This is a genomic window from Fibrobacter sp. UWB4 (genome assembly GCF_002210345.1).
Taxonomy (GTDB): Bacteria; Fibrobacterota; Fibrobacteria; order Fibrobacterales; family Fibrobacteraceae; genus Fibrobacter.
This window is the reverse complement of record NZ_MWQI01000004.1, coordinates 113,548-134,540: the sequence shown is the minus strand read 5'-3', so window position 1 is coordinate 134,540 and position 20,993 is coordinate 113,548. Positions and strand designations below refer to the sequence as shown.

Sequence of the window (20,993 nt, the reverse complement as noted above, 5' to 3'; positions counted from 1 at the left end):
AACAGCTCATCAAAGCAGGTACGGAATGAAGAAATTTGGTTTAACAGCGATTGTTTTTGCTGCTCTTGGAGCTTCGTCATTGATGATGGGCTGCGGTTCTGACGGGAACCACGTTACCGCCCATGACGACTCCGACCTGAACCAGCCTATTTCTCTTTTCGATACCTTGATGGTTCCGAGCGTAGCGAACTTGCCCGATTGCGACGAGAGCCGCGAAGGTCGTGCGTTCTTTGTACAGAGCGACAATTTGCCGCACCTTTGCGTGAAAGGTTCGTGGCGCAGTGCAGCAGACACCACAGATTTTAGCATCACATGCAGCGACGGGTTCCTGCATGCCGTTGACAAAGTTTCGTCACTGCCAAACGGAACAATTGCCGGTAGCCTGGACACGGTCTTTATCGAAGGATTCGTCTCGCCGATTTCCGGCATTGCGCAAAAAGGGCCGTTCGTCTTTGGCTCTAGCGTTACCGTCACCGAAGCAAACAAGGAATTCAACAACGAGACTTTCCAAAAAGCAGAAGGCTGCATTCTCACCAATGACGGGCACTATGCATTCAACGAAGTCCATTCGAATGCCAACTGCGTGAAAATCAGGGCGACCGGTTTTTACCGCAACGAAGTGACAGGCAGAGTTTCGAACAACCCCATTACGCTTGCCGCAAAGACTTGCTCGCCCGAACACGCGAACGTGAACATTCTCACGCATATCACCATCCCGCGCATCGAGCAGCTCACGATGAACCACATCGATTTCGCCGAAGCCAAGACACAGGCGGAGCGCGAAGCATTTGCCGCATTCGGAATCGACACGGTCCAGCTTTATTCGCAACCGTATTTCACCAACGGGCGCACCGAAAGGCCCGTTGCCGAAGATCTGGACATGTTTGGGAACAGCGAATACAGTGCAGCACTTCTAGCCATCTCCGCCATGATTCAAGGCAATCGCAGCGAGAACGACATGATGAACCTCGCGAACAATCTCGCCGAAGACCTCAAGGGCGACGGCACTTGGAACGACCAGAACTGGAAAATCCAGATTGCCGACTGGATTGTAGGTCTCGACACACTCTGGAAATACAACGACATCCGCAACAACGTTTCATCGTGGGGCATGAACATTCCGAACTTTGAACGCTACATGCGCGCGTTTATCCCCGTCGCTTACGGATTCGGGCCATGCACTGACGCAAACGCAGGACAGGTCACGTACGTCAATCAAGGCCAAAGCGCCCTTTTCGCAAACGACTACGAACACGCCGACCATTCCAGAGTCCGATTCATCTGCGATGCTAATTCCAAGGAATGGCGCATTGCACAGCCCATCGAAAAAGACACGGCAGGGTTCGGCCCCGGCGAATACGACAAGGAAGTCCGTGAAGGCCGCGTGAACCATGACAGCTATTACATCTTCGAGACGGCAACGAATGCATGGCGTATCGCCACCCCGCAAGAAGCCGACGGATTCACGGACATTGCCGAAGTTTACGCCAACCTCAAGCCCAACGAAAAAGCGATCTTCATCATCCGCCACAGCGAACGCACCGATGACACCGGCGCGAAAGGCCACTTGACCAGCAACGGTAAAACATACGCCCGCGATTTGGGCAAGCGCCTTGCAGCCGTCGCCAAGGAAGATTTTTACTACGGTTACTCGGGCTACACGCGTACACAGGAAACCTGCGAAGAAATCGCAATCGGCAAAGGCCAAACAGGCTATACGCTCAACGTCCTCCCCTACATGGACGGCGCCTGGTACATCAAGGACGAGACCATCGCGAACAACTATATCAATGCCGAAGGCGGCTGGGTCGTATTTTCCAAGTACGGTTTTACAGGCGCCTACGAAGACGCATTCTACGACTTGGAAACCCGCAGCGAAGAACTCCTCAAGAAAAACATTCTCGCAAGCCTCCCGGCCATGAATCGCGTAAGCATCATGTGCACACACGATTACTTGGTCGTGCCGCTCCTCGCCTACACCACCAACGGCCACGCGAACGTGCGATACTACGAGAAATGGCGCTGGGTCAACTACCTCTCGGGCGTTGCGATGATCATCTCCGCCGACGGCTCCGTGCGTTACGTCCCCGTCAAGGGACTTGAATCAGGAACGATGTAGATACGAAAAGTTTACTTTTCTAAAAAACAGATATATACTTCTCTTCATAAAGGTCATTTAAAATCTATCCTAAGGGGAGCACTATGGATTTTTAAAGGCATACATGGTCATTTTTCGCCATCGCTTTGTGCGCAGTTTTTATCGCATGCGGCGATGACAATTCTTCTGGCGCTTCAGCAAACTTGAAAAATACACCGATTGCCGATTCCACAATTCAAAAGACCGCAGATGTCCTCAAAGATTGGGGATTCAAGCCGGTTATCGGAGCAAGCGACATCGATGTTTTCCAGAATGACGGCATCATTCTCTTTATGGAAGAAATCGGCGAGAATTTACGCAGGTTTTCGACATCGTTGTCAAGGCGATCGAAAAAGGCGAAATCAAGGAATCTCGCATTGATGAAAGCGTCATGAGGATCTTGAAGCTCAAGCGAAAGAAATAATAAAAAGGAGATACCCGCTCGGTGGCGGGCATGACAAACGCGCAAGTCTGTAACAAAAAAGAAGCCGTGGATGCGGCTTCTTTTTTGCTTAATGACGAGAAGGAGATTCCCGCTTCCTTCGACTGTGCTCAGGACAGGCTCTGGCGGGAATGACAACTCAGGAAGACAAATGCGCGGGAGAGCCCGCGCACTTAAAAAACGAAGGGAGATGCCCGCTCAAGGCGGGCATGACAACACCTAGTTACTTCACGATTTCAGCGTCCTTGACGTTCTTGCCCTTGAGCTTGGAAGAAGTCTTCGGAGTAGAGCCGTTGACCGGCGGGAACTTGCTGTAGATGTACTTGTACTGGGCAATGCTCCAGATGTTACCGATGATCCAGTAAAGCACGAGACCAGACGGCATCACAGCGCTGAACAAGAGCATCATGGCAGGCATCATCCACACCATCATCTTCTGCTGTGCAGGGTCCATGCCGGCGTTGGAACTCATCGTCACCTTGGTCTGGAAGTAGGTCGTTGCCACCATGAGCCACGGGAGGATGGCAAGGCCAGACGGCATGATGATAGGAATGCTGATTCCGCTCCAGACAACATCACTGCGGCTGAGGTCAGAAATCCAGAGGAATGCCGGAGCGCCACGGAGTTCGATTGCACGGCCAAGCACAAAGAAGAGGCCCATGAAAATCGGCATCTGGATGAGCATCGGGAGGCAACCACCCGTGCAGCTTGCGAGCGGGTTGATGTTGTTCTTGCTGTAGAGTTCCATCATAGCGGCCTGCTTCTTCTGCGGGTCGGTACGGTACTTCACGTTAATTTCGTCGAGCTGCGGCTTGAGAGCAGCCATGCCACGCGTAGACTTGATCTGCTTCACGGTGAACGGAGTCGTAATACCGCGAACGATGAGCGTCACGAGGATAATAGCAATACCGTAGTTCGGGATAATGCTGTAGAAGAGGTTCAAGAGCTTGAGAAGCATCTTGCAAATCCAGACGAACCAGACGTCTGCACCGCACCAGCTCCAGCCACTCACGATAATCTTTTCGTAGTCCTTGTCGAGAGCGGAGAGTTCATCCCACTTGAGCGGGAGAATCATCAAATCGTAGCTGAGGGACTGAGCGCCACGGAAATCGTCGGCAATCGTAAGCTTGTACGTACCCGGATCGACTTCGCTATCTTCGACCTTCATCGGCTTTGTCTTGAGCACTGCCGGAACAGCTTCGTCGAACTGGACCGTCATGGCGACGTACTTGCGACGCAGACCTGCCCAGATGACCTTGCCTTCAGTAGCATTGAAAGACGTCTGTTCGCGCGGCATTTCGCGTTCCACAGAATAGCGGTCGTTAAAGACGACTTCGCTGAAGTAGTAGGTGCCGCCACCGCCGATGCCCATGAAGCCTTTGGACTTCGGGATATCTTCAGTTTCCTTGAGGCCGCCCTTCCATGCGAGTTCATAAGCATTCGGCTGGAAACCGACAAACTTGTTTTCTTGACGGACTGCCGGGCCTTCCTTGGTGAATCCGTAAGAACGGATGACCTGGTTGCCGTTTGCGTCCTGGAATGCGAACTGGACCTTTGCGCTGTCGGTCACGACGATCTTTGCAGGCGTGTTGCCGAGTTCGAACATCGCTTCGCTCAAGTCAGCGTTGTCGAGCTTCAAGTCAAAGGCACCGAGCGTCGTATCCTGGATGAGCTCCGGGAACTTGCCGGCAGAATCCGGGAGAGCCTTCACGATGACGCTCTTAACCTTGGCACCCTTGTTGGTGAGGGTCATGATGAACTTGTCGGTTTCGACCGTCACAGAGCGTTCTGCAATTTCGGCCTTCGGAGCGACCGCTGCTGCGCTATCGTTTGCCATAGCAGGTGCAGCAGCGTTTTCAGCGCCACCGAGAACCGGTGCAGCCTTGATTTCAGGCGTCTTGCTCGGAATCACGAGCGACTTTGCGGAATCCGCTGCGACCTGCTTTTCGGTTTTTGCCTTTGCCTGTGCGGCACGGGCTGCGGCCTGCGCCTCGGCATTTGCGTTATTGACAGCCATCCACCAAATCACGATGACCGCGATAAGGATGGAACCAATGAGTGTATTCTTGTTCATTTTTTATCCTTAGGGGGCGGAACCGGGTCATAGCCGCCCTTGCAGAAGGGGTTGCATCTTAAGACTCTAAAAACCGCAAGATAGAAACCTTTGATGGGCCCGTGGAGGCGTAAAGCTTCAATTGCGTAGTTTGAACAGGTAGGTTGGAATCTACAGACCCCATGGAAAAAATAGGGGTGCACCAGTTGGTATAAACGGATGGGGACAATCAAAGCCGCCACCAGAGCATTTTTAAGCTTCTGCCACATCCGGTTGCTTGTCCCATTCCATCTTGTGGAATATTTTCTGGGCGGATTCACGGAAACGTTCAGAGGACATTTCCTTGGAATTGTCGCTCACGATAATCATCGCCCAGACGGGCTTTTTGATGTTCGGGACAATACCATAAAACAGTGGACGTAGGATCCTACGGCACTTATTGCGATACACGGCATTTCCGTTCTTCTTCTTAGCTAAGAAGCAGAAACGACAAAAACCGTCCGGAGCTTCAATCCATCGCATGCTAAAAGCAGGCGCACGGAGGAACTTCCCTTGGACGGCTACTTGCCGGTAAGCGGGCTGATTGGGCAGCCGATAAGAACGCAGAGTGGCTATAAGCCAGCCCCGACTTACTTCTTATAGATTTCGTCGCTGACGGTGAGGACCTTACGGCCCTTAGCACGGCGACGGCTCAAGACAGCACGACCCCAACGGTCTTCCATACGGGCCATAAAACCGTGCTTGTTAACGCGCTTACGATTGTGAGGCTGGAATGTTCTTTTCATGATAAAAACCTTTCTATGAAAACAGAATTTTTTGAGACTCAAATTTAGTAAAAAGTCGGTATTTATCAAGGGGTTACTAGCGCCGTAAAGGGTATTTTTTCACCCCTAACGGGACTCAAACAGAAAGCGTTCAATGAAAGCACAATGTATTCACAAGATGTAAACAGATATTTTTTAGTGGCGGAACCGCGGTTACGTGATTCAAGTTACTAGATCTAAGTTACTAGTTACTAGAATTTGCCTAGTGGTTGGTCAGAGGTCAGTAACATGTCATTCCCGCCTTGAGCTCTTTGACTACTTGCAGATATGCTGCTTAGTAGTCATGATCCGCGTATGGGGAGGGAATCTCCATTCTCTATTACAAGGAGATGCCTCATCAAGTGAGGCATGACATCAAGAGGGGCATGATATTAAGAGGGGCATGACAAAGCAAAGGCATTTTCAAGCAAGATTTAACTAATAACTAGCAACTATTGACCAATAACTAACGACTAACAGCCAACAACACACAATTCCTTTTATATCTTTTAATTACATCATAGACAATAGCGTAAAAGCAGGATTTTATGGAACTCACTCCGCTTGATATCAGAAACCAGACTTTTCACAAGAAAACACTCAACGGATACGATCCAGAAGAAGTGAAAGCTTTTCTGGAGACCACGGCAACAGCGTTCGAAAACATGTTCCGCGACCGCACGAACTTGACTGAGCGCCTGAAAGTCGCCGAAGAACGCGTGAACTACTACCGCCAAATCGAAAAGACTATCCAGGACGCCGTCGTCACGATGCAGCGCACGATTAACGAAGTCAAGGCATCAGCCGAAAAGGAAGCCGAGATTATCATCGCTGAAGCAAAGGCACGCGCCATGCGTGAAGTCGAGAGCATCAAGCGCGAAAGCGAAAACCTGCGCACAGAAATCGAGCAGCTCCGCCAGCTCCGTACAAACTATTTCATCCGCTGCCGCGCGCTCATCCACAGCCAGGACGAGCTGCTCTCCGCCATGGAAAACGACCAGCAAAGAGATTTCGAGGCACCCGTCGCACCGCAAAACGACGGCATCGCCCTCACCTAGCGCATGTCATGAGAATAAATATCAAAGTACATGCACGCAGCAAACGTGAAAGCATAACGCAGCAGCCCGACGGGAGCTTCAAAGTCGAAGTCAAGGCGCCGCCGGTCGATGGAGCTGCGAACGAGGCCATCTGCGAACTCGTTGCAAAGCACTTTCACGTTCATAAGCGAGACGTTTCGGTTGTTATGGGATCAACAAATAACAAAAAAGTCATCGAAATATTGGGGATATAAGATGAAACGTCAGTTAAGAGCAACCATTCAGGCAAAGATCCTAGGGCTTGCCATCGCCGGTTTAATTATTTGCACACTCGCTTTTGGAGGACTTTGTCTGCACACCACAGACAAAGTTGTTTACGAAGGTACAGAAAAGAACCTGCACAGTCTAACAAGCATCGAGACCATCAAGCTTAACAACAGACTAAAAAGCGTCGAGCAATATGTCAACACACTGAACATAGCCATCACCGGCATGCTAGACAGCATCGAGCAACTGACTGACGAAAAACTACTCGCTGATTTCACCGAAAAAAGCCGTGAGCTGATCCGCCTTACAATAGGGAACACCGAAAAAGCAGTATCGGCCTACTTGCGATTCAACCCGAAGCTCGCGCCGCCGACTTCGGGCGTCTTCATGGCAATGACCGCAACAGACCATGAACTCAGATTTACAGAACCCACAGATTTCTCGAAATACAGTCCGGAAGACACCGAGCACGTCGGCTGGTATTACAACCCCATCAGGACCAAAAGGCCGATGTGGATGAAGCCCTACTTGAACAAGAACATCGGCATATACATGATTTCTTACGTCATACCGATTTTCAAGTTCGACAAGGAAATTGGCGTTGTCGGCGTGGATATCGACTTCGATTACCTGACTCGTGAAATTGCGGCCATCCGGATTTTCGACAACGATTATGCCTTTCTTGCAGACAGATTCGGCAACATCCTTTTCCACCCAAGCATTCCCAAAGGCCATCAGTTTACACCTCCCGACAACAGCCTTATCATCCATAACAGGCTTGCAAACGGAATGGACTTGACCTTCGTCATTCCCAAGACGTCTATTTCCGCAAACCGTGACAACCTCATCAAGAATCTCATCCTCATCACGATGCTGATTCTGGTCGCCTTCATTTTCGCATCGTCCATTTTCGCAAGCACACTCACCAAATCGATCAAACTTTTAACCGACTACGCCAACCGTCTCATCGACGGGAAAATGGGCATCAAATTAAACATCAAGCGAAACGACGAAATCGGAGATCTCGCAAAGAGCTTTGTCAATGCAAAGATACGCCTCGCCGAGACGATGGGAGAAATCAAGGGCCTTGCATTCAGAGACCCCATTACAAATGTGCGTAACAGGAATTCCCTTGATCATTACATCAACGAATTCAATATAAAAGTGTCCTCCGGCGAAATCGGATCCTACGGAGTTCTCGTCACAAGCATCGACAATCTTTTCAAGATCAAGAACAAATTTGGAAATCCCAAAGCCATTACACTTTTGCAAACCGCAAGCAAGCTTATCTGTAGCACTTTCGACCACAGCCCCGTATTCAGAGTCAACGACGATGAATTTGTCATCATTCTCATGAACAACGACCTGAACGATCACGAGAATCTACAGAAAAAGCTAAAAGAAAGCGCACAGAAAACGGCCTCCGCAGAAAATCCGTGGGAACAGGTAATGTTATCTATAGGCACGTCCATTTGCAAAGACGCCCAAAGCTCTTCATTGTCCGAACAGCTCGTCATTGCAGAAAACGACATGCTGAAAGATCGAAAAGAAATCGAGTAAAATATGAGACTTTCAATCCAGTCAAAAATTTTAATCCTTTCATTATCGAGTACACTCATCGGCACTCTTTCTCTTGGAGTTCTCAGCACACTGTTCATCAGCAGAACTACCCAGCGGAACTCCATGCAATACATGAAGGACCAAGCCGATTATGAAGCCGCAAAGCTAAACCATTTATTCGAATCACACGAAAAATATACAATGGCTGTAGCCGCTGGCATTTACTCTCAGATAAACGAAGATTCTACATTTTTGACGGATTCAAGTAGTTTTATCAAGAACATCGAAGGGATCAAAGAACGCCTCAGTTCAACCATCTACAACCTCACAAACACAAAAAGCGTCTATGTAATATTCAATCCTGAAATTACACGCGCAAGCAAGGGCGTTCTACTCGTCAGAGATACTCCAGAAAGCATATTCAAGCAGCACACGATCACCAACGTCAAGCAATACAGCCCATCTGACATGGAACATGTTGGGTGGTACTACAGGCCCATCATGAGTGGGAACCCGGTCTGGCTGCCGCCTTACTACAACAAAAATTTCAATTCATACATCATTTCCTACGTCATTCCAATGTTTGTTGACAACAAGGAAATCGGCGTTGCAGGAGTCGATATTGACTTTGAACTTTTAACGAAGCAGCTTTCACAAGTACACTTCATGAGGAGCGGTTTTGCATTTCTGGAAGATTCCGAAGGCTTAGTCGTCTACCACCCGACACTCCCCAACGGCCTCACGTTCAAGCCCGAAGATGACCAGGTCAAGATCTCCGTTCCACTAAACAACGGCATGACGCTCGTCACCGTAGCGCCCGTACTTGAGATTAACGCAGAAAGGAACAAGCATCTTAAGCAAAGCATCATTTTCATTTTAATTTTGCTGTCATTTACAACCGCCATCACGATATTCTTTGCACGAAGCATCACAAAGCCGCTCAAGAAGCTCACCACGGAAGCAAAGAAAATGATCACTGGTGACATGAATGCGGAATTCAACATCAAGCAAAACGATGAAATTGGCGAACTCGCCAAGAGCTTTGCAGCGGCAAAATTCCATATCAGTCAGCACATGAAGCAGATGCAAGGGCTTGCTTTCTTGGATTCGCTCACTGGTGTACGCAACAAGATGGCTTACGACAATTACATTGCCGAGCTCAAAAGCCGTATTGAAAACGGCGAAATAAAATCCTACGGTATCGCCATTCTTGATACGAACAACCTCAAGGAAATCAATGACACCTATGGCCACGAAAACGGGAACGCCTATCTCGTGAACTCCTGCAAGCTGATTTGCCAGATTTTTGCGCACAGTCCTGTCTTTAGAATCGGCGGCGATGAATTTTTAGTCATCCTTCTCGACGAAGACCTGGACAACCATCACGATCTCTTAAAGCAGCTCAAGGAAAGCATGGACTTGACCAAGAAAGCCTCTTTCCCGTGGAAACAGATTTCGATTGCATGCGGGATCGGGATTGCCACCTACGCAAAAGCAACGACGATTGCAGACACGTTCAACAAGGCAGATAGCGACATGTACAAGAACAAGCGGGCAATCAAGATTGCAGAACACAGACCGCTCAGCCGCGACGAACAAATGCACGAAGCAAGACATGCGGCAAGTGAAGGGCATTCGGATAAAAGCGACGCTTAAACGAAATACGCGCGAAATGCCGACGAGACTCGCCGCAAATCAGGTCCTGTTCTTGTATTCCTTAGGCGAGCAGCCGGTGTATTCCTTGAACGCCTGCGCAAACTTGCTGGAGTTTGTATAGCCCACACGGCTCGCTACTTCCGCAACATTGAATTTTCCTTCCAGCAAAAGCTGGGTGGCTTTTTTCATGCGGTACGTCTTGAGGTACGAATATATGGAATCGCCGTACGCCAGCTTGAAATACTTCTTCATTTGCGTCGGACTCATCTCGATTTGCTTGGAGAGCTGTTCGAGCGTCAAATGTTCCTCAACATTTTCGCGGAGGATTTCTCGCAGGAGTTCCATTTTGTCTTTGTACACACTCGGAATCTGCGCCGCTGTTTCGTACTTGGCTTCGGAATCGAGGCGGCTCAAGAAGAGAATAAGCTCAAGCACCTTGATTTTAAAATACGGCAAGCGGATGTTTTTCGGGAGCCTGTAGAGCTCCGAGAAAATGTGGCTCACGTGCTCGCTTGACGGGAGCTTCAACGGGAGCGTGAGCGGCTGGATTTTTTCAATAAGAGCTGCAAAATCCACACCGACCGCCTTGAACATGTTCATGAGTTCACACTGGCAGCGTTCCATCGAGAACACGACGGCAATGCCATGGTAGCAATGCACCGGAAACTTGAACGTCTTGCTTGCAGGCATACTGTCGAGCAAGACAAGGCCGTTCTCTTCCATGGATTTTGGCATGGATTCCGAATTCAGCCATTCCGAGCTGCCGTTATGACAATGGAGCACAATTAAGTTCTTGCCTTGGTTTTCGAAATTGAAAGTAAATTCCTTCAAGTGAAAATTGCTGTAAAAAACTTGCAGACCCGGCAAAACGTTATAGGTTAGAAGATGCCCCGTCCCGGTTTTATTTTGCAGCATATAATGGGAAAAGAAATCTGTATTCTGGATTTGAATCAGATTCTTATCGGGTACGGGCTTTATCATAATCACTCTCTCAAAAAAATTAGGCTTGACCAAGTATTTTAGTTAAAACCAATTTTATTAGTTTAAACTAACTTAGACTAGCCTAAAATTTAAGCAATTTTATCTAAAACGGCAAGAGACGCTATTAGAAGAAATACTTACCTTTTACCCATATTTGCGTATTTTTATTGTAAGTTTTGAATGTTCCACGACGGCCGCCAAGGATATCAGAACCCAACGAGACCGTAATCTGATCGTTCAGCAGGTAATCAGCGGCAGGACGAATGTAAAAACTCACATTATCGATATCATACATTCCATAGACCGAGAGCTTAAGCGTATTATTCAGCAGTTCCTTGGACACTCGCGCTGTAACCATTGATGTGTTCTGTTCCATGCCCAATTCCCTGCGATAATCCATAATAACCTTATGCATGTACTGCACCATGAACGTCCAGTTATCACCGGCATACCAGTCCAACCCAAGCAACGCGTTAAACGTCTTACGCAATCGGTATCTGCGGGAATCGTTCAAAGCGATCGGTTCCCCGAAATACCCAGCCATTTCACCGCGAACGACGAATTCACCCACGGGTATCGAGAAATCGCCACCGAGAACGTACATCGGCTTATACAGCCCCTTGATCAAAACGGAACCCGCCTTCGGGTCGTATTCCGTAATCATCACAGGGGACTTGTTGAACGTACGCAGCGCCGTAAGCGAGAAATCCAGATTTTCAAGGAAGAACCGCAAGCGTGTACCGACCTCGCTGTTTTTTATATGTTTTTCAGGAGTCCCGCTCAAATCCATGCTCGCATTGGGCGGCAAAGGCATCGTCCACGGATTATCCTCACCCGAAGGCATCACGAAATACTCCGGAACAGGCACAAAGACGAGTTCAGCAGAGAAGCTTTCGCCAGGATACTTGAGATTGATCGCATTCACGGGCACACGAATATCGTCGTAATCATTTGCCATGAATTCCGTGTAGTCCATGGGCGAGATCAAGTCCGTAATGCGCAGCCCATCGGCAACGCCCCACGTGATAATTTGACGGCCCGCCTTGACTTCAAGGTATTTGCCGGCGTAGTCAAGATACGCTTCGCGAAGGAACGCACCAGTCTGTTCGTCAATGATGCCATTATAAGCAAGATTTACGCTCGAAAAAAGCGAAGCCTCGCCGTAATTCGCCCGCATTTCAAGACGGAGACGCGTCCGCGAAGACATGATCTTGTACGGACTGCTGAGCTGGAGCGCATGGTACGTATCCACAAAGCCATTCAACTGAAGCGAAAGTTCGTCCTGCGCATGGGCAGATAAGGCAAATGCCGCGGACAACAGCGCGAAACTTAATTTTTTAAACATTTTAATCCTCCTTAAAGGGAGATGCCCGCGCAAGGCGGGCATGACAAAGCGGCAGGCACGGGAACCAATCCTTCACTGGATCCTTCGACTTCGCCCTTACGGACTCCGCTCAGGATGACACAGGACAATACCGTCTACTTCCTACCGTCTACTTCCTACTAACTACAACCCGCGTTCCAGCTTGTTCACAGAGAAGATCTTGGAATCGAGCTGAATATTGTATTTCGGATCGAGGAAGAGGAGTTCCGTAGAATGTCCTGTCTGCACATTCTTCATTTCCATCTTGCCGACCGTCCAGAAACCGTCAACCTTCTTGATGTCCGAAGAAACCATCTGGCGATGGAGTTTGCCGAGCTTGTCGTAGAATTCGACCTTGGCGACGACATCGCAATCCTTGCGGATCCAGACGAGCTTCTTGGAGAAGATTTCGCCATCCTTCTTGGGAGTAGATTCGACAACATAGTAGTCAAAGCCGTTGGCAGATTCTTCACGCAAGAGCTTATGTGTATCTTCATCAACATTGCGCTTGCCAATATCATCGTACGTGAAGTCGGAACCCATGAAGTAATCAGTTTTGGAACTCTTACCGCTGATGCGACGGGTCTTCTTCAAAGCCGGCAGATAAAGCCACTTGTCATCTTCCTTGTTGACATCGTCGTAGTTCACGGTCAAGAATCCCGTGCCCTTCACGTCGTTGGGGTACAGGAAGAACATGATGGTCTTGGTATCTTCGCCGACATCCATCGCATACGAAGTAATCTTGCGGACGCGGGTATTTCCGCTCTTGTTCACGAGCTTCATTTCCATCGAGGAAGAACGCGTATCACCATCCGGGCGGTTCTTGACCTTGACCATGATGTCACGGGCATTCGTCTGAGCCATGGACATTGTACTGAGAGCGACAACGAGCGTCGCAGCAATTTTTGAAATTTTCATAAGATCCTCCTATTTTCCGAAAATTTTAAACTTCTTGATTAAAAGCGGTGTCACGAACAGGTCGGCAAGTAAAGCCGAGACAAGGCCCACAAACACCACAAAGCCAAAGTTGAACATCTGCGTGGCCTGCGAAGTCGTAAAGCCCGCAAATGTTGCCACCATGATAATCGTTGTCATTACAAGAGCCGGGCCTGCGGCGCGGAACACCTTGAGAATGGAATCGGTGTAATCCTTGCAACGGTCAAATTCCACATGGCCGTGGTTGATGAAATGGATCGTATCGTCCACAGAAAGACCGATAATCATCGGGATAAGCGTAGCCGTCATCATGTCGAGCGGGATGTTGCTGAAGCCGAGATAGCCACCCACGAAAATACCCGGAGCGATGTTCGGGATCATGCCGATGAGACCCGTGCGAACGCTACCGAAGACGATCATCAAGAGCACCGCCACAATCACAACAGAAATGAGGAAGGACGTCATCTGGCCCACTTCCAAGTACTGCTGCATAGCGGTAAACTGCGGCAAGTTACCCACAGCTGTCACCTTCGCATTCGGATAAAGATCGCGTGCGAAATTCTGCAAGTCCTCGATTTCCTTCTGGAGTTCATTGGAGTTGTAGCTAGAGATTTCGACCATCAAGCGGAGCTTCTTGTAATCGTAATCCATCCAGTAGCTCGCTTCGGAACCGCCGGCATTTTCATACAGGAGCAAAAGCTGAGCCACCTGTTCTTCTGTTTCCGGGATAGCGTACATTTCCTGACGGTTTTCATTCAATGTGCGGTCCAAATCCTTCAAGATGTCGAGAATGGAAGTGGAGCGCTTTGTCAGCGGATACTTTTCCGCATGCTTTTGCAGCTGTTCCAGCTTCTTGAGATTTTCGACTTCCTTGGCCTTGTCGTTTGCGCCAAAGTCAATCACCAAGTCGTAAGAGTAGAAGCTACCAATTTCAGATTCGGCGACGTAGAGCATCTTGTTCACGTATTCGACCTTGCGGCCCATCGTGCGTTCCACGTCAAAAGCGGGTTCCATCTTGGTGACGCCATAAATCGAAATTGCCGTAATCACAGCAAACACGATTGCAATCGGCTTCCCGTGGTTAAGAACAAACTGGCCGAGTGAATTGAGGATAAGGCCCATACGCGTATCGCCCTTTTCGAGCACCTTGGCATTCGGTTCCTTGTCCTTGCCAAAGCTCAGGAGAATCGGCGAAACTGTAAGAGCCACAAGGAGAATGAAGCCAACAGCGATAGAAGAAAGAATGCCCACGGAGCGGATAGGCTTAAGCATAACCGACAGGAACGACAGAAGTGCTACAATCGTTGTGAGGCCCGAGAACAGCACTGACCAGCCGGTTTCTTTCATGGCATAGAGCACAGATTCCTTGCGCTTGCCCGTGAGCATCATATTCTTGCGGAAGAAAGAATGGATATGAATGTTATACGCAATGGAAACGGCAAACGCCAAGATGACAGGCACCATGATGTTGGTAGCGTCCATGTAAAGTCCGAGATAGCCCACCAAGCCAAATGTCATGATGACGCCAGCGAACGTGGTAATCAGCGGAGAAATAATTCCGCGCAGCGAACGCGTCACAAGGAACATCACGATGATGGAGCAAAGAACCGTAATGAGGAAAATGCGGCTCATTTCTTCACCTATATACTTGAGTTTCTGATGGCTCAAGTAAGGCATACCCGTTGCAAGAGGGTGCAGCGGGGCGTACTTTTCCTTGGCAATAATTTCAGAAGTTTCGCGGCCCGTCTTCATGTCGGGAGCTTCGGCTTTAACGCCCTTCGCTTCGCCTTCGGCCTTCCACACGGAATCTTCCGGGAACGGACGGAGCTTCACGTTAATAAAGGCCTGCTTGCGGTCTTTAGAGATGAGCTTTTTTGCAAGCTCCGGCTTTGCGGCGAGGCGCTTTTCGATTTCGGCAAGGCCCGCTGCATCTGTCGGAATTTCTTCCGGCACAATCTGCACGATTTCCATGCCTTCGTCCGTGCCGAGCATGTATTCCAAATCGACAATCGATGTGGCCTTACCGTCAGAATACGAGAGGCTATCGCGCAGCTCGTTTGAAAGTTCGCGCAAGAGCTTCAGGTTTTCCGGCGTCAAGACAGACTGTTCGGTTTCAACCATCACGCCCACGAAATAGTCATTGCCGAACGTTTCCTTGAACTTGTCCGTTTCGACAAGCATCGGGTCGCCTTCGATGAAGTAGCTATCCCATGAGGCTTCGACGTAAATCTTTTTCATGCCCACGATCGAAATCGCAAGCAAGGCGATAAAGGAAACCAGAAGCAAGGCCCTGTGCGAAATCAGGAACCTTGCAAAGTTTTCAAATTTTTCGTTCACCTTTTCGATATTTATTCGAATCCGTGACATCTTCTCACTCCTTTTTTAATTCATTGACGAATTGTATGTTGTAAATCTTTTCCATCTGGAGAACATCCAAGACTTCTGCGACTTTTTCGTAAGGAGTCTTCTTGTCGATTTTCAAGGCCACCGGAGCTTTCTTGTTCTGCACGGCAGCGCTCTTGTTCTTCAAAATTTCAACTGTCGCCAATTCACCGTTGATGGCGATTTCCGATTCTGAAAGTTCTATAAAGAATCCTTCAGAAACTTCCTGCTTCACTTCGCTAGAAGTCTCAGGCAATAAAAGCTTGAGGACCGATTTATCCTGCTTAAAGACTGAAGTCACCAAAAAGAAGACGAGCAGCAAGAACACGCAGTCAATTAAGGGCGTCATGTCCAGCGATATGCGACGACGTCTTTTAGCCATTGCGAGACTCCGTTCTTCTAGCGTCACGTTCCTGCAAAGTCTTGCCCAAGTGCAAAAGCACCTGGTTTTCGACTTCGTCCTGTTCCTGCTCCATGCGGGCGTTCAGATAGTTGAACGCAATCACGTGCGGGATAGCGACCACAAGCCCAAGGACCGTTGTCACGAGAGCAAACTTAATGCCCGTCGCAAAAGCGGATGGATCATCAAGGCCCGAGGCCGCTATCACCGTGAAAGCGTTGAAAATGCCCACCACCGTACCGAGGAGGCCAAGCATTGGAGAAATAGATGCGATGTTTTCGACTGTCGTAAGGCCCTTTGTGAGCGGCGAGAAAGCAAGGCCGATTTCGGTGCGGATGCTTTCTGTAATGATGTGATGGTCGGTATTGCAAGTCACCACACGATGGATAACTTTGTCTGTCAATCGCGGCTGAACCGTTTTATTAAAGACAATTAGCGAAATCACCTTCCAGATAATGATGGCATAACCGATAAAGTTCAGTGCAACCAGGATGTAGCCGATGTAACCGCCCTGTTTGACAAAGTCGAGAATGAAGTTCATTACGATCTCCCTGCATTAAGTTTGTACTGGATTGGAATTTCGATTCTCCAGCGTTCTTTTTCTAAAAGTTTTGGAATAGGTTGAAACTTTTCCATTTTCGTCACAGCATCCAAGGCACTGTTGTCCAAGGAAGAATAGCGGCTCGATTCCGAGACTTCAATTTGTTCAATTTTGCCATCGGCGAGGATGGTAAAGCGCACACGCACCGTGCCTTCCTGCTTCAGGCGCTTGGCCGTCGCAGGGTAATCCTTGATCTGCTCCAGCTGCTTTTTGAGCGAGCGCAAGTAGGTGCGGGTCACCATTTTCACGGAATCTGCCGAAGGCTTGGGAGGTTCCTTGACCACGGGGGGCGCAGGAGGCGCTTCGACGACAGGCTCTGCAACTGCAACCGGGGCCGTTTCTGCAACCGGTTCAGGGATTGGCTCTGGTTCAGGAGGCTGTTCTTCGACCGGTTTTTCGACCACCTTCGGGATGATTTTGGCACGGACAATCTTTTTTACGACCTGAGGCGCCTCAGGAGGCGGAGGAGGCGCTATATAGACCTTTTCCGCATGCATGACGGGAGAATCCGGGCGTTGCGTCGAGATTTCTTCTTTTTTGAAATAAGGGTTTAAAAGCGTGGCGATATGGATAAGGATTGCAACGGCAAGCCCTATATAGAATGCCTTGTTGAAAGACAAAGCTGAATAAATTCGTTTCTGAGTCATCTTAACCACACTAATGGACGGACAAAAATAAATTAGAGCGGCCCCCTTATTCTACTCTAAACGGTTTAAAAAAGCTCCGATTAGACTAGGGTAACATTTTTGAAACAAGAGGCGTTTTAAAGCGAATTTCGCCAACAATCCAAAGAGTTTTGCTTAAATCCAATCCGTCTTAAATCAGAAAAAATTCTTCAAAAACAATGTTCTTTGTTCTAAATTTTGTTAGCCTAAACTATCTTTTCAGGAATTTCACAAACATGGTTAAGGATAAAGAACAAAATAATTCATTTACTTTATTATGGCAATTTGCCGGAAATAAAAAATTTCAACTCTTCAGAGCTTCCTTTTACGCCGTCTTAGGCGTACTCTGCGGAATAATCCCTTATTTTTGCGTTGCCAAATTACTTTCAGCATTCTATTACAAGACGGCAACAAGCAACGATGTATTGATTTACAGCTTTATCGCCATCGTCGCCTATGCAATAAAAGTTTTCTTGACAACGCTTTCGACGATGACCTCGCATGAAGCCGCATTTTCCATTTTAAAAGCATTACGTACAAAGATTACAGAAAAAATGGAACGCATTCCGATGGGTGTCATGCTCGACAAAGCTTCCGGCTCTTACAAGATGCTCGTCGTCGATACGGTAGAACGCATCGAAAAACCTTTTGCTCACATGGTGCCAGAAATGACCGCAAACATCGTGACTCCTTTGACAATAATAATCGTGTTGTTTGTCATGGATTGGCGTATGGCTCTCGGCGCTATCGCAACCATTCCATTGGGATTTCTGGTCACCATGGGGCAATTAATCGGCTACAAGGAAAAGTCCGCGCGTCAATTCAAGGCAAACGCCGACATGAACGACGCCATCGTGGAATACGTGAACGGTATCGAAGTCATCAAGGCTTTCAACCAAAGCGCTTCTTCTTTTGGAAAGTTCACGAACGCCTGCAAGTACTATCGCGATACGACGCTTGAATGGTGGCGCAGCTGCTGGTTTTTCTCCGCAGCAGGCTTGAACACGCTTTCTTCCACATTGCTCGTGACACTCCCTCTTGGCACCTACTTGTTCATGAACGGGAAAATCGAATTTGCAACATTCCTGACATGCGCCGTGCTCAGCATGGGCATTTCCGGACCGATTTTGGCATCGATGAACTACGCCGAAATGTTCGCTTCCGTTTTCCAGGCTTTTAAGCAGGTCAGCGAATTTTTGAACGAAAAGGATCAAATCCGTCCGAGCGAAAATGTAAAATTCAGCGGTTCTTCCTTCGAATTTAAGAATGTAACATTTGGCTATAAAGAAAAGAATGTTTTGAACAACATTTCGTTCAAGACCGCAGAAAAAGGCGTTACCGCAATTGTCGGACATTCTGGCAGCGGAAAATCCACCATTGCCAAGTTGATGGCCGGATTCTGGGATGTGGGTGAAGGCGACATATTGCTCGGTGGCATAAGCCTGTCCAAGATTCCGTTCAAGCAGCAGATGCAAAAAATCAGCTATGTTGCACAGGACAATTACCTGTTCAATGTTTCCATCATGGAAAACATCCGCATGGGCCGCCCAGAAGCAACCGACGAAGAGGTCTACGAAGCAGCAAAGGCCGCCGGTTGCCACGAGTTCATCAGCGCGCTTGAAAACGGCTACAACACAAAGGCAGGCGATGCCGGCAACAGACTCTCCGGAGGCGAACGCCAGCGCATCACGATTGCACGTGCAATTCTCAAAAACGCAGACGTCATCATCCTGGACGAAGCCACCGCTTACGCCGACCCCGAAAACGAAGCTGAAATCCAGAAGGCACTTTCGAGACTCATTCACGACAAGGTGCTCATCGTCATTGCACACAGGCTTTCGACCATCAAGAATGCCGAAAAGATTCTGGTCATTGAAAAAGGCGAACTTGCCGATAGCGGCACGCATGACGAACTGATGAAAAAATGCGATTTGTACAAATCCATGTGGGAACGCCACATTGCAAGTTCCGACAATAAGGAGGTGGCATAATGCTTAAAACTTTGAGAAGAATTATCAAGCTTTCCGGCAAATACAAAAATCGTGTTTACTGGGGACTTGTCTGTAGCATTCTGAATTCAGTTTTCAACAGTTTCTCGGTTTTTGCATTCCTCTGGGTGCTCATACACATCGACAACCTCTCGATGGAAATCATTTGGCAAACCGTCGGAATTTTAGCCGCAGGACTTTTCGGTAAAACCATCCTCAAGTTCTTGACAAATATGTTCATGACCGCCGCAGGATACATCATCTTTACGGACAAGAGACTTGAACTTGGCGATAAGCTGAAGAACGCCCCGATGGGATACTTCTCAAAAGAATCGCTCGGCCGCATCAACAATACAATTACGACAAACATGGCGACTCTTGAAAACTTCACGATGATGGCCGTTGACAATGTTGTCGGCGGGATTTTGCAAGGCATCGGTGTTTCGATTTTCCTTATGATTTTCAACTGGAAGATCGGAGCTGTCGCTATCTTCGGGATTTTGCTTTCCACATTATTTTTATCCCTCATCCAAAAGAAATCTTCGGCATTATCCTTAAAGCGATACAACGCCGTAGAAAAAGTCACAAACAATGTTATCGAATACATCCGAGGCATTGCAGTCGTCCGCTCCTTTGGGCGCGGCAACGCCGCCAAGCTCGATGAAACCTTTGAAGAGTTTGAAAAGACGAGCGTCAATATGGAAAAAGGGATTCTCGTTCCGCACGGATTGTTCAGGGGCACACTTGAAGTTTTTAGCGGAATAATAACCTTAATTTCTGCATGGCTTACTTTGCAGGGATCAATGGACTTCAAATACGGAATAATGTTCATTATCTCATCATTTGTCATCTACGGTCAAATGGAACTACTCGCCAACGGAACATTCCTGATGGAACAGATCGAAACCGCCATGGACCAGATGGACGAAACTTACAATGTACCAAGACTGACCGGAACTGAATCTGTTGATGAAAAGAATACCGATATTGAAATCAAGGATGTAACTTTCGGCTACGATTCCCGCATCATTTTAGACAAGGTCAGCGCCAAGATTCCGGCAAAGTCTAAATGCGCGATCGTCGGTTATTCCGGCAGCGGCAAGACCACTTTATGCAACCTGATTGTCCGTTTTTGGGATGTAAAATCTGGATCAATCACATTCGGCGGCAAGGACATCAAGAATTATGCTCCGGATGAATTGCTATCGCACTTTTCGATGGTGTTCCAAAATGTTTTCCTGTTCAACGACACCGTCGAAAACAATATCCGCTTCGGGTGCCCAAGCGCCACGCACGAACAAATCGTAGAAGTTGCAAAGCGCGCCCGTTGCCACGAGTTCATAGAAGCGCTTCCTGACGGTTACAACACCATCATCGGCGAAAACGGCAGCAGCCTTTCCGGTGGCGAAAAGCAGCGCATCTCGATTGCTCGCGCTCTCCTGAAAGACGCCCCTGTTGTCATTCTTGACGAAGCGACATCTTCTGTGGACCCTGAAAATGAATCTGAATTGATGGGAGCTATCGGAGAACTCACCAAGGGGAAAACGGTCATCTCCATTGCCCATCGATTGAACACGGTAAAGAATGCAGACCAGATTCTCGTCATCGACCGCGGACACATCGTACAGCGCGGAACGCACGAAGAACTCTGCAATGTAGAAGGCGTTTATAAGAAATTCTTGAATATCAGGGAAGCTTCGGCAGGCTGGAGCATTACCTAAA

At 48.4% G+C, this 20,993-nt stretch carries 19 protein-coding genes; 8 read left to right on the top strand and 11 right to left on the bottom strand.

What is annotated here, in order from left to right:
* The first annotated feature begins 25 nt into the window (after positions 1 to 25).
* A complete protein-coding gene (locus B7990_RS08730; protein ID WP_088640588.1) occupies positions 26 to 2,119 on the top strand; it encodes a histidine phosphatase family protein in 2,094 nt (697 codons plus the stop codon).
* A 125-nt stretch (positions 2,120 to 2,244) separates the two neighbouring features.
* Positions 2,245 to 2,532 (top strand): hypothetical protein, encoded by a 288-nt coding sequence (locus B7990_RS08725; protein ID WP_088640587.1) that lies wholly within the window; start codon positions 2,245 to 2,247, stop codon positions 2,530 to 2,532.
* A gap of 270 nt (positions 2,533 to 2,802) precedes the next feature.
* Here the strand turns inward: B7990_RS08725 and B7990_RS08720 are convergent, their stop codons facing one another.
* The 4 genes from B7990_RS08720 to rpmH are packed head-to-tail and all read right to left on the bottom strand — an operon-like array spanning position 2,803 to position 5,417.
* Positions 2,803 to 4,653, bottom strand: coding sequence for a YidC/Oxa1 family insertase periplasmic-domain containing protein (locus B7990_RS08720; RefSeq protein WP_088640586.1), 1,851 nt, complete (start codon positions 4,651 to 4,653; stop codon positions 2,803 to 2,805).
* Complete coding sequence (gene yidD / locus B7990_RS08715; protein ID WP_088640585.1) at positions 4,650 to 4,901, bottom strand: membrane protein insertion efficiency factor YidD; 252 nt, start codon at positions 4,899 to 4,901, stop codon at positions 4,650 to 4,652. The genes B7990_RS08720 and yidD overlap by 4 nt, the downstream gene beginning before the upstream one ends.
* Entirely contained in the window at positions 4,885 to 5,223 is a 339-nt protein-coding gene (locus tag B7990_RS08710) for a ribonuclease P protein component (protein WP_073423802.1), read from the bottom strand. The genes yidD and B7990_RS08710 overlap by 17 nt, the downstream gene beginning before the upstream one ends.
* Positions 5,224 to 5,261: 38 nt before the next feature.
* Entirely contained in the window at positions 5,262 to 5,417 is a 156-nt protein-coding gene (rpmH, locus tag B7990_RS08705) for a 50S ribosomal protein L34 (RefSeq protein ID WP_014546417.1), read from the bottom strand.
* Positions 5,418 to 5,983: 566 nt separating this feature from the next.
* Between rpmH and B7990_RS08700 the strand changes: the two genes are divergently transcribed.
* Genes B7990_RS08700 through B7990_RS08685 form a run of 4 tightly spaced genes read left to right on the top strand, consistent with a single transcriptional unit; the run spans position 5,984 to position 9,955 of the window.
* Positions 5,984 to 6,493 carry a DivIVA domain-containing protein gene (locus B7990_RS08700; RefSeq protein ID WP_088640584.1) on the top strand — a complete coding sequence of 170 codons (510 nt, stop codon included), beginning with the start codon at positions 5,984 to 5,986 and terminating at the stop codon, positions 6,491 to 6,493.
* An 8-nt stretch (positions 6,494 to 6,501) separates the two neighbouring features.
* Positions 6,502 to 6,726 (top strand): DUF167 domain-containing protein, encoded by a 225-nt coding sequence (locus tag B7990_RS08695; RefSeq protein WP_088640583.1) that lies wholly within the window; start codon positions 6,502 to 6,504, stop codon positions 6,724 to 6,726.
* Between the two features lies 1 nt (position 6,727).
* The gene (locus tag B7990_RS08690; protein WP_088640582.1) at positions 6,728 to 8,299 is read left to right on the top strand and encodes a diguanylate cyclase; all 1,572 of its coding nucleotides are present in this window, start codon (positions 6,728 to 6,730) and stop codon (positions 8,297 to 8,299) included.
* A 3-nt stretch (positions 8,300 to 8,302) separates the two neighbouring features.
* A complete protein-coding gene (locus tag B7990_RS08685) occupies positions 8,303 to 9,955 on the top strand; it encodes a diguanylate cyclase (protein ID WP_088640581.1) in 1,653 nt (550 codons plus the stop codon).
* Positions 9,956 to 9,994: 39 nt separating this feature from the next.
* On the opposite strand, the gene B7990_RS08680 is transcribed toward B7990_RS08685, so the two are convergent.
* The 7 genes from B7990_RS08680 to B7990_RS08650 all read right to left on the bottom strand — a co-directional run bounded on the left by B7990_RS08680 (position 9,995) and on the right by B7990_RS08650 (position 17,265).
* The gene (locus tag B7990_RS08680) at positions 9,995 to 10,936 is read right to left on the bottom strand and encodes an AraC family transcriptional regulator (RefSeq protein ID WP_088640580.1); all 942 of its coding nucleotides are present in this window, start codon (positions 10,934 to 10,936) and stop codon (positions 9,995 to 9,997) included.
* A gap of 124 nt (positions 10,937 to 11,060) precedes the next feature.
* Entirely contained in the window at positions 11,061 to 12,281 is a 1,221-nt protein-coding gene (locus B7990_RS08675; protein WP_088640579.1) for a DUF1302 family protein, read from the bottom strand.
* 162 nt (positions 12,282 to 12,443) lie between these two features.
* Entirely contained in the window at positions 12,444 to 13,217 is a 774-nt protein-coding gene (locus B7990_RS08670; protein WP_088640578.1) for an outer membrane lipoprotein-sorting protein, read from the bottom strand.
* A 9-nt stretch (positions 13,218 to 13,226) separates the two neighbouring features.
* Positions 13,227 to 15,602 carry an RND family transporter gene (locus B7990_RS08665; protein ID WP_088640577.1) on the bottom strand — a complete coding sequence of 792 codons (2,376 nt, stop codon included), beginning with the start codon at positions 15,600 to 15,602 and terminating at the stop codon, positions 13,227 to 13,229.
* 4 nt (positions 15,603 to 15,606) lie between these two features.
* Positions 15,607 to 15,999 carry a biopolymer transporter ExbD gene (locus tag B7990_RS08660; RefSeq protein WP_073423809.1) on the bottom strand — a complete coding sequence of 131 codons (393 nt, stop codon included), beginning with the start codon at positions 15,997 to 15,999 and terminating at the stop codon, positions 15,607 to 15,609.
* Positions 15,992 to 16,558, bottom strand: a complete 567-nt coding sequence (locus B7990_RS08655) for a MotA/TolQ/ExbB proton channel family protein (protein WP_088640576.1) — start codon at positions 16,556 to 16,558, stop codon at positions 15,992 to 15,994. Before B7990_RS08655 ends, B7990_RS08660 begins: the two co-directional genes overlap by 8 nt.
* Positions 16,558 to 17,265, bottom strand: a complete 708-nt coding sequence (locus B7990_RS08650) for an energy transducer TonB (protein WP_088640653.1) — start codon at positions 17,263 to 17,265, stop codon at positions 16,558 to 16,560. Before B7990_RS08650 ends, B7990_RS08655 begins: the two co-directional genes overlap by 1 nt.
* Positions 17,266 to 17,519: 254 nt before the next feature.
* On the opposite strand from B7990_RS08650, the gene B7990_RS08645 reads away from it, so the two are divergent.
* Both B7990_RS08645 and B7990_RS08640 read left to right on the top strand, forming a co-directional pair.
* Entirely contained in the window at positions 17,520 to 19,274 is a 1,755-nt protein-coding gene (locus B7990_RS08645; protein WP_088640575.1) for an ABC transporter ATP-binding protein, read from the top strand.
* Positions 19,274 to 20,992, top strand: a complete 1,719-nt coding sequence (locus tag B7990_RS08640) for an ABC transporter ATP-binding protein (protein ID WP_088640574.1) — start codon at positions 19,274 to 19,276, stop codon at positions 20,990 to 20,992. Before B7990_RS08645 ends, B7990_RS08640 begins: the two co-directional genes overlap by 1 nt.
* The last annotated feature ends 1 nt before the right edge of the window (position 20,993 follow it).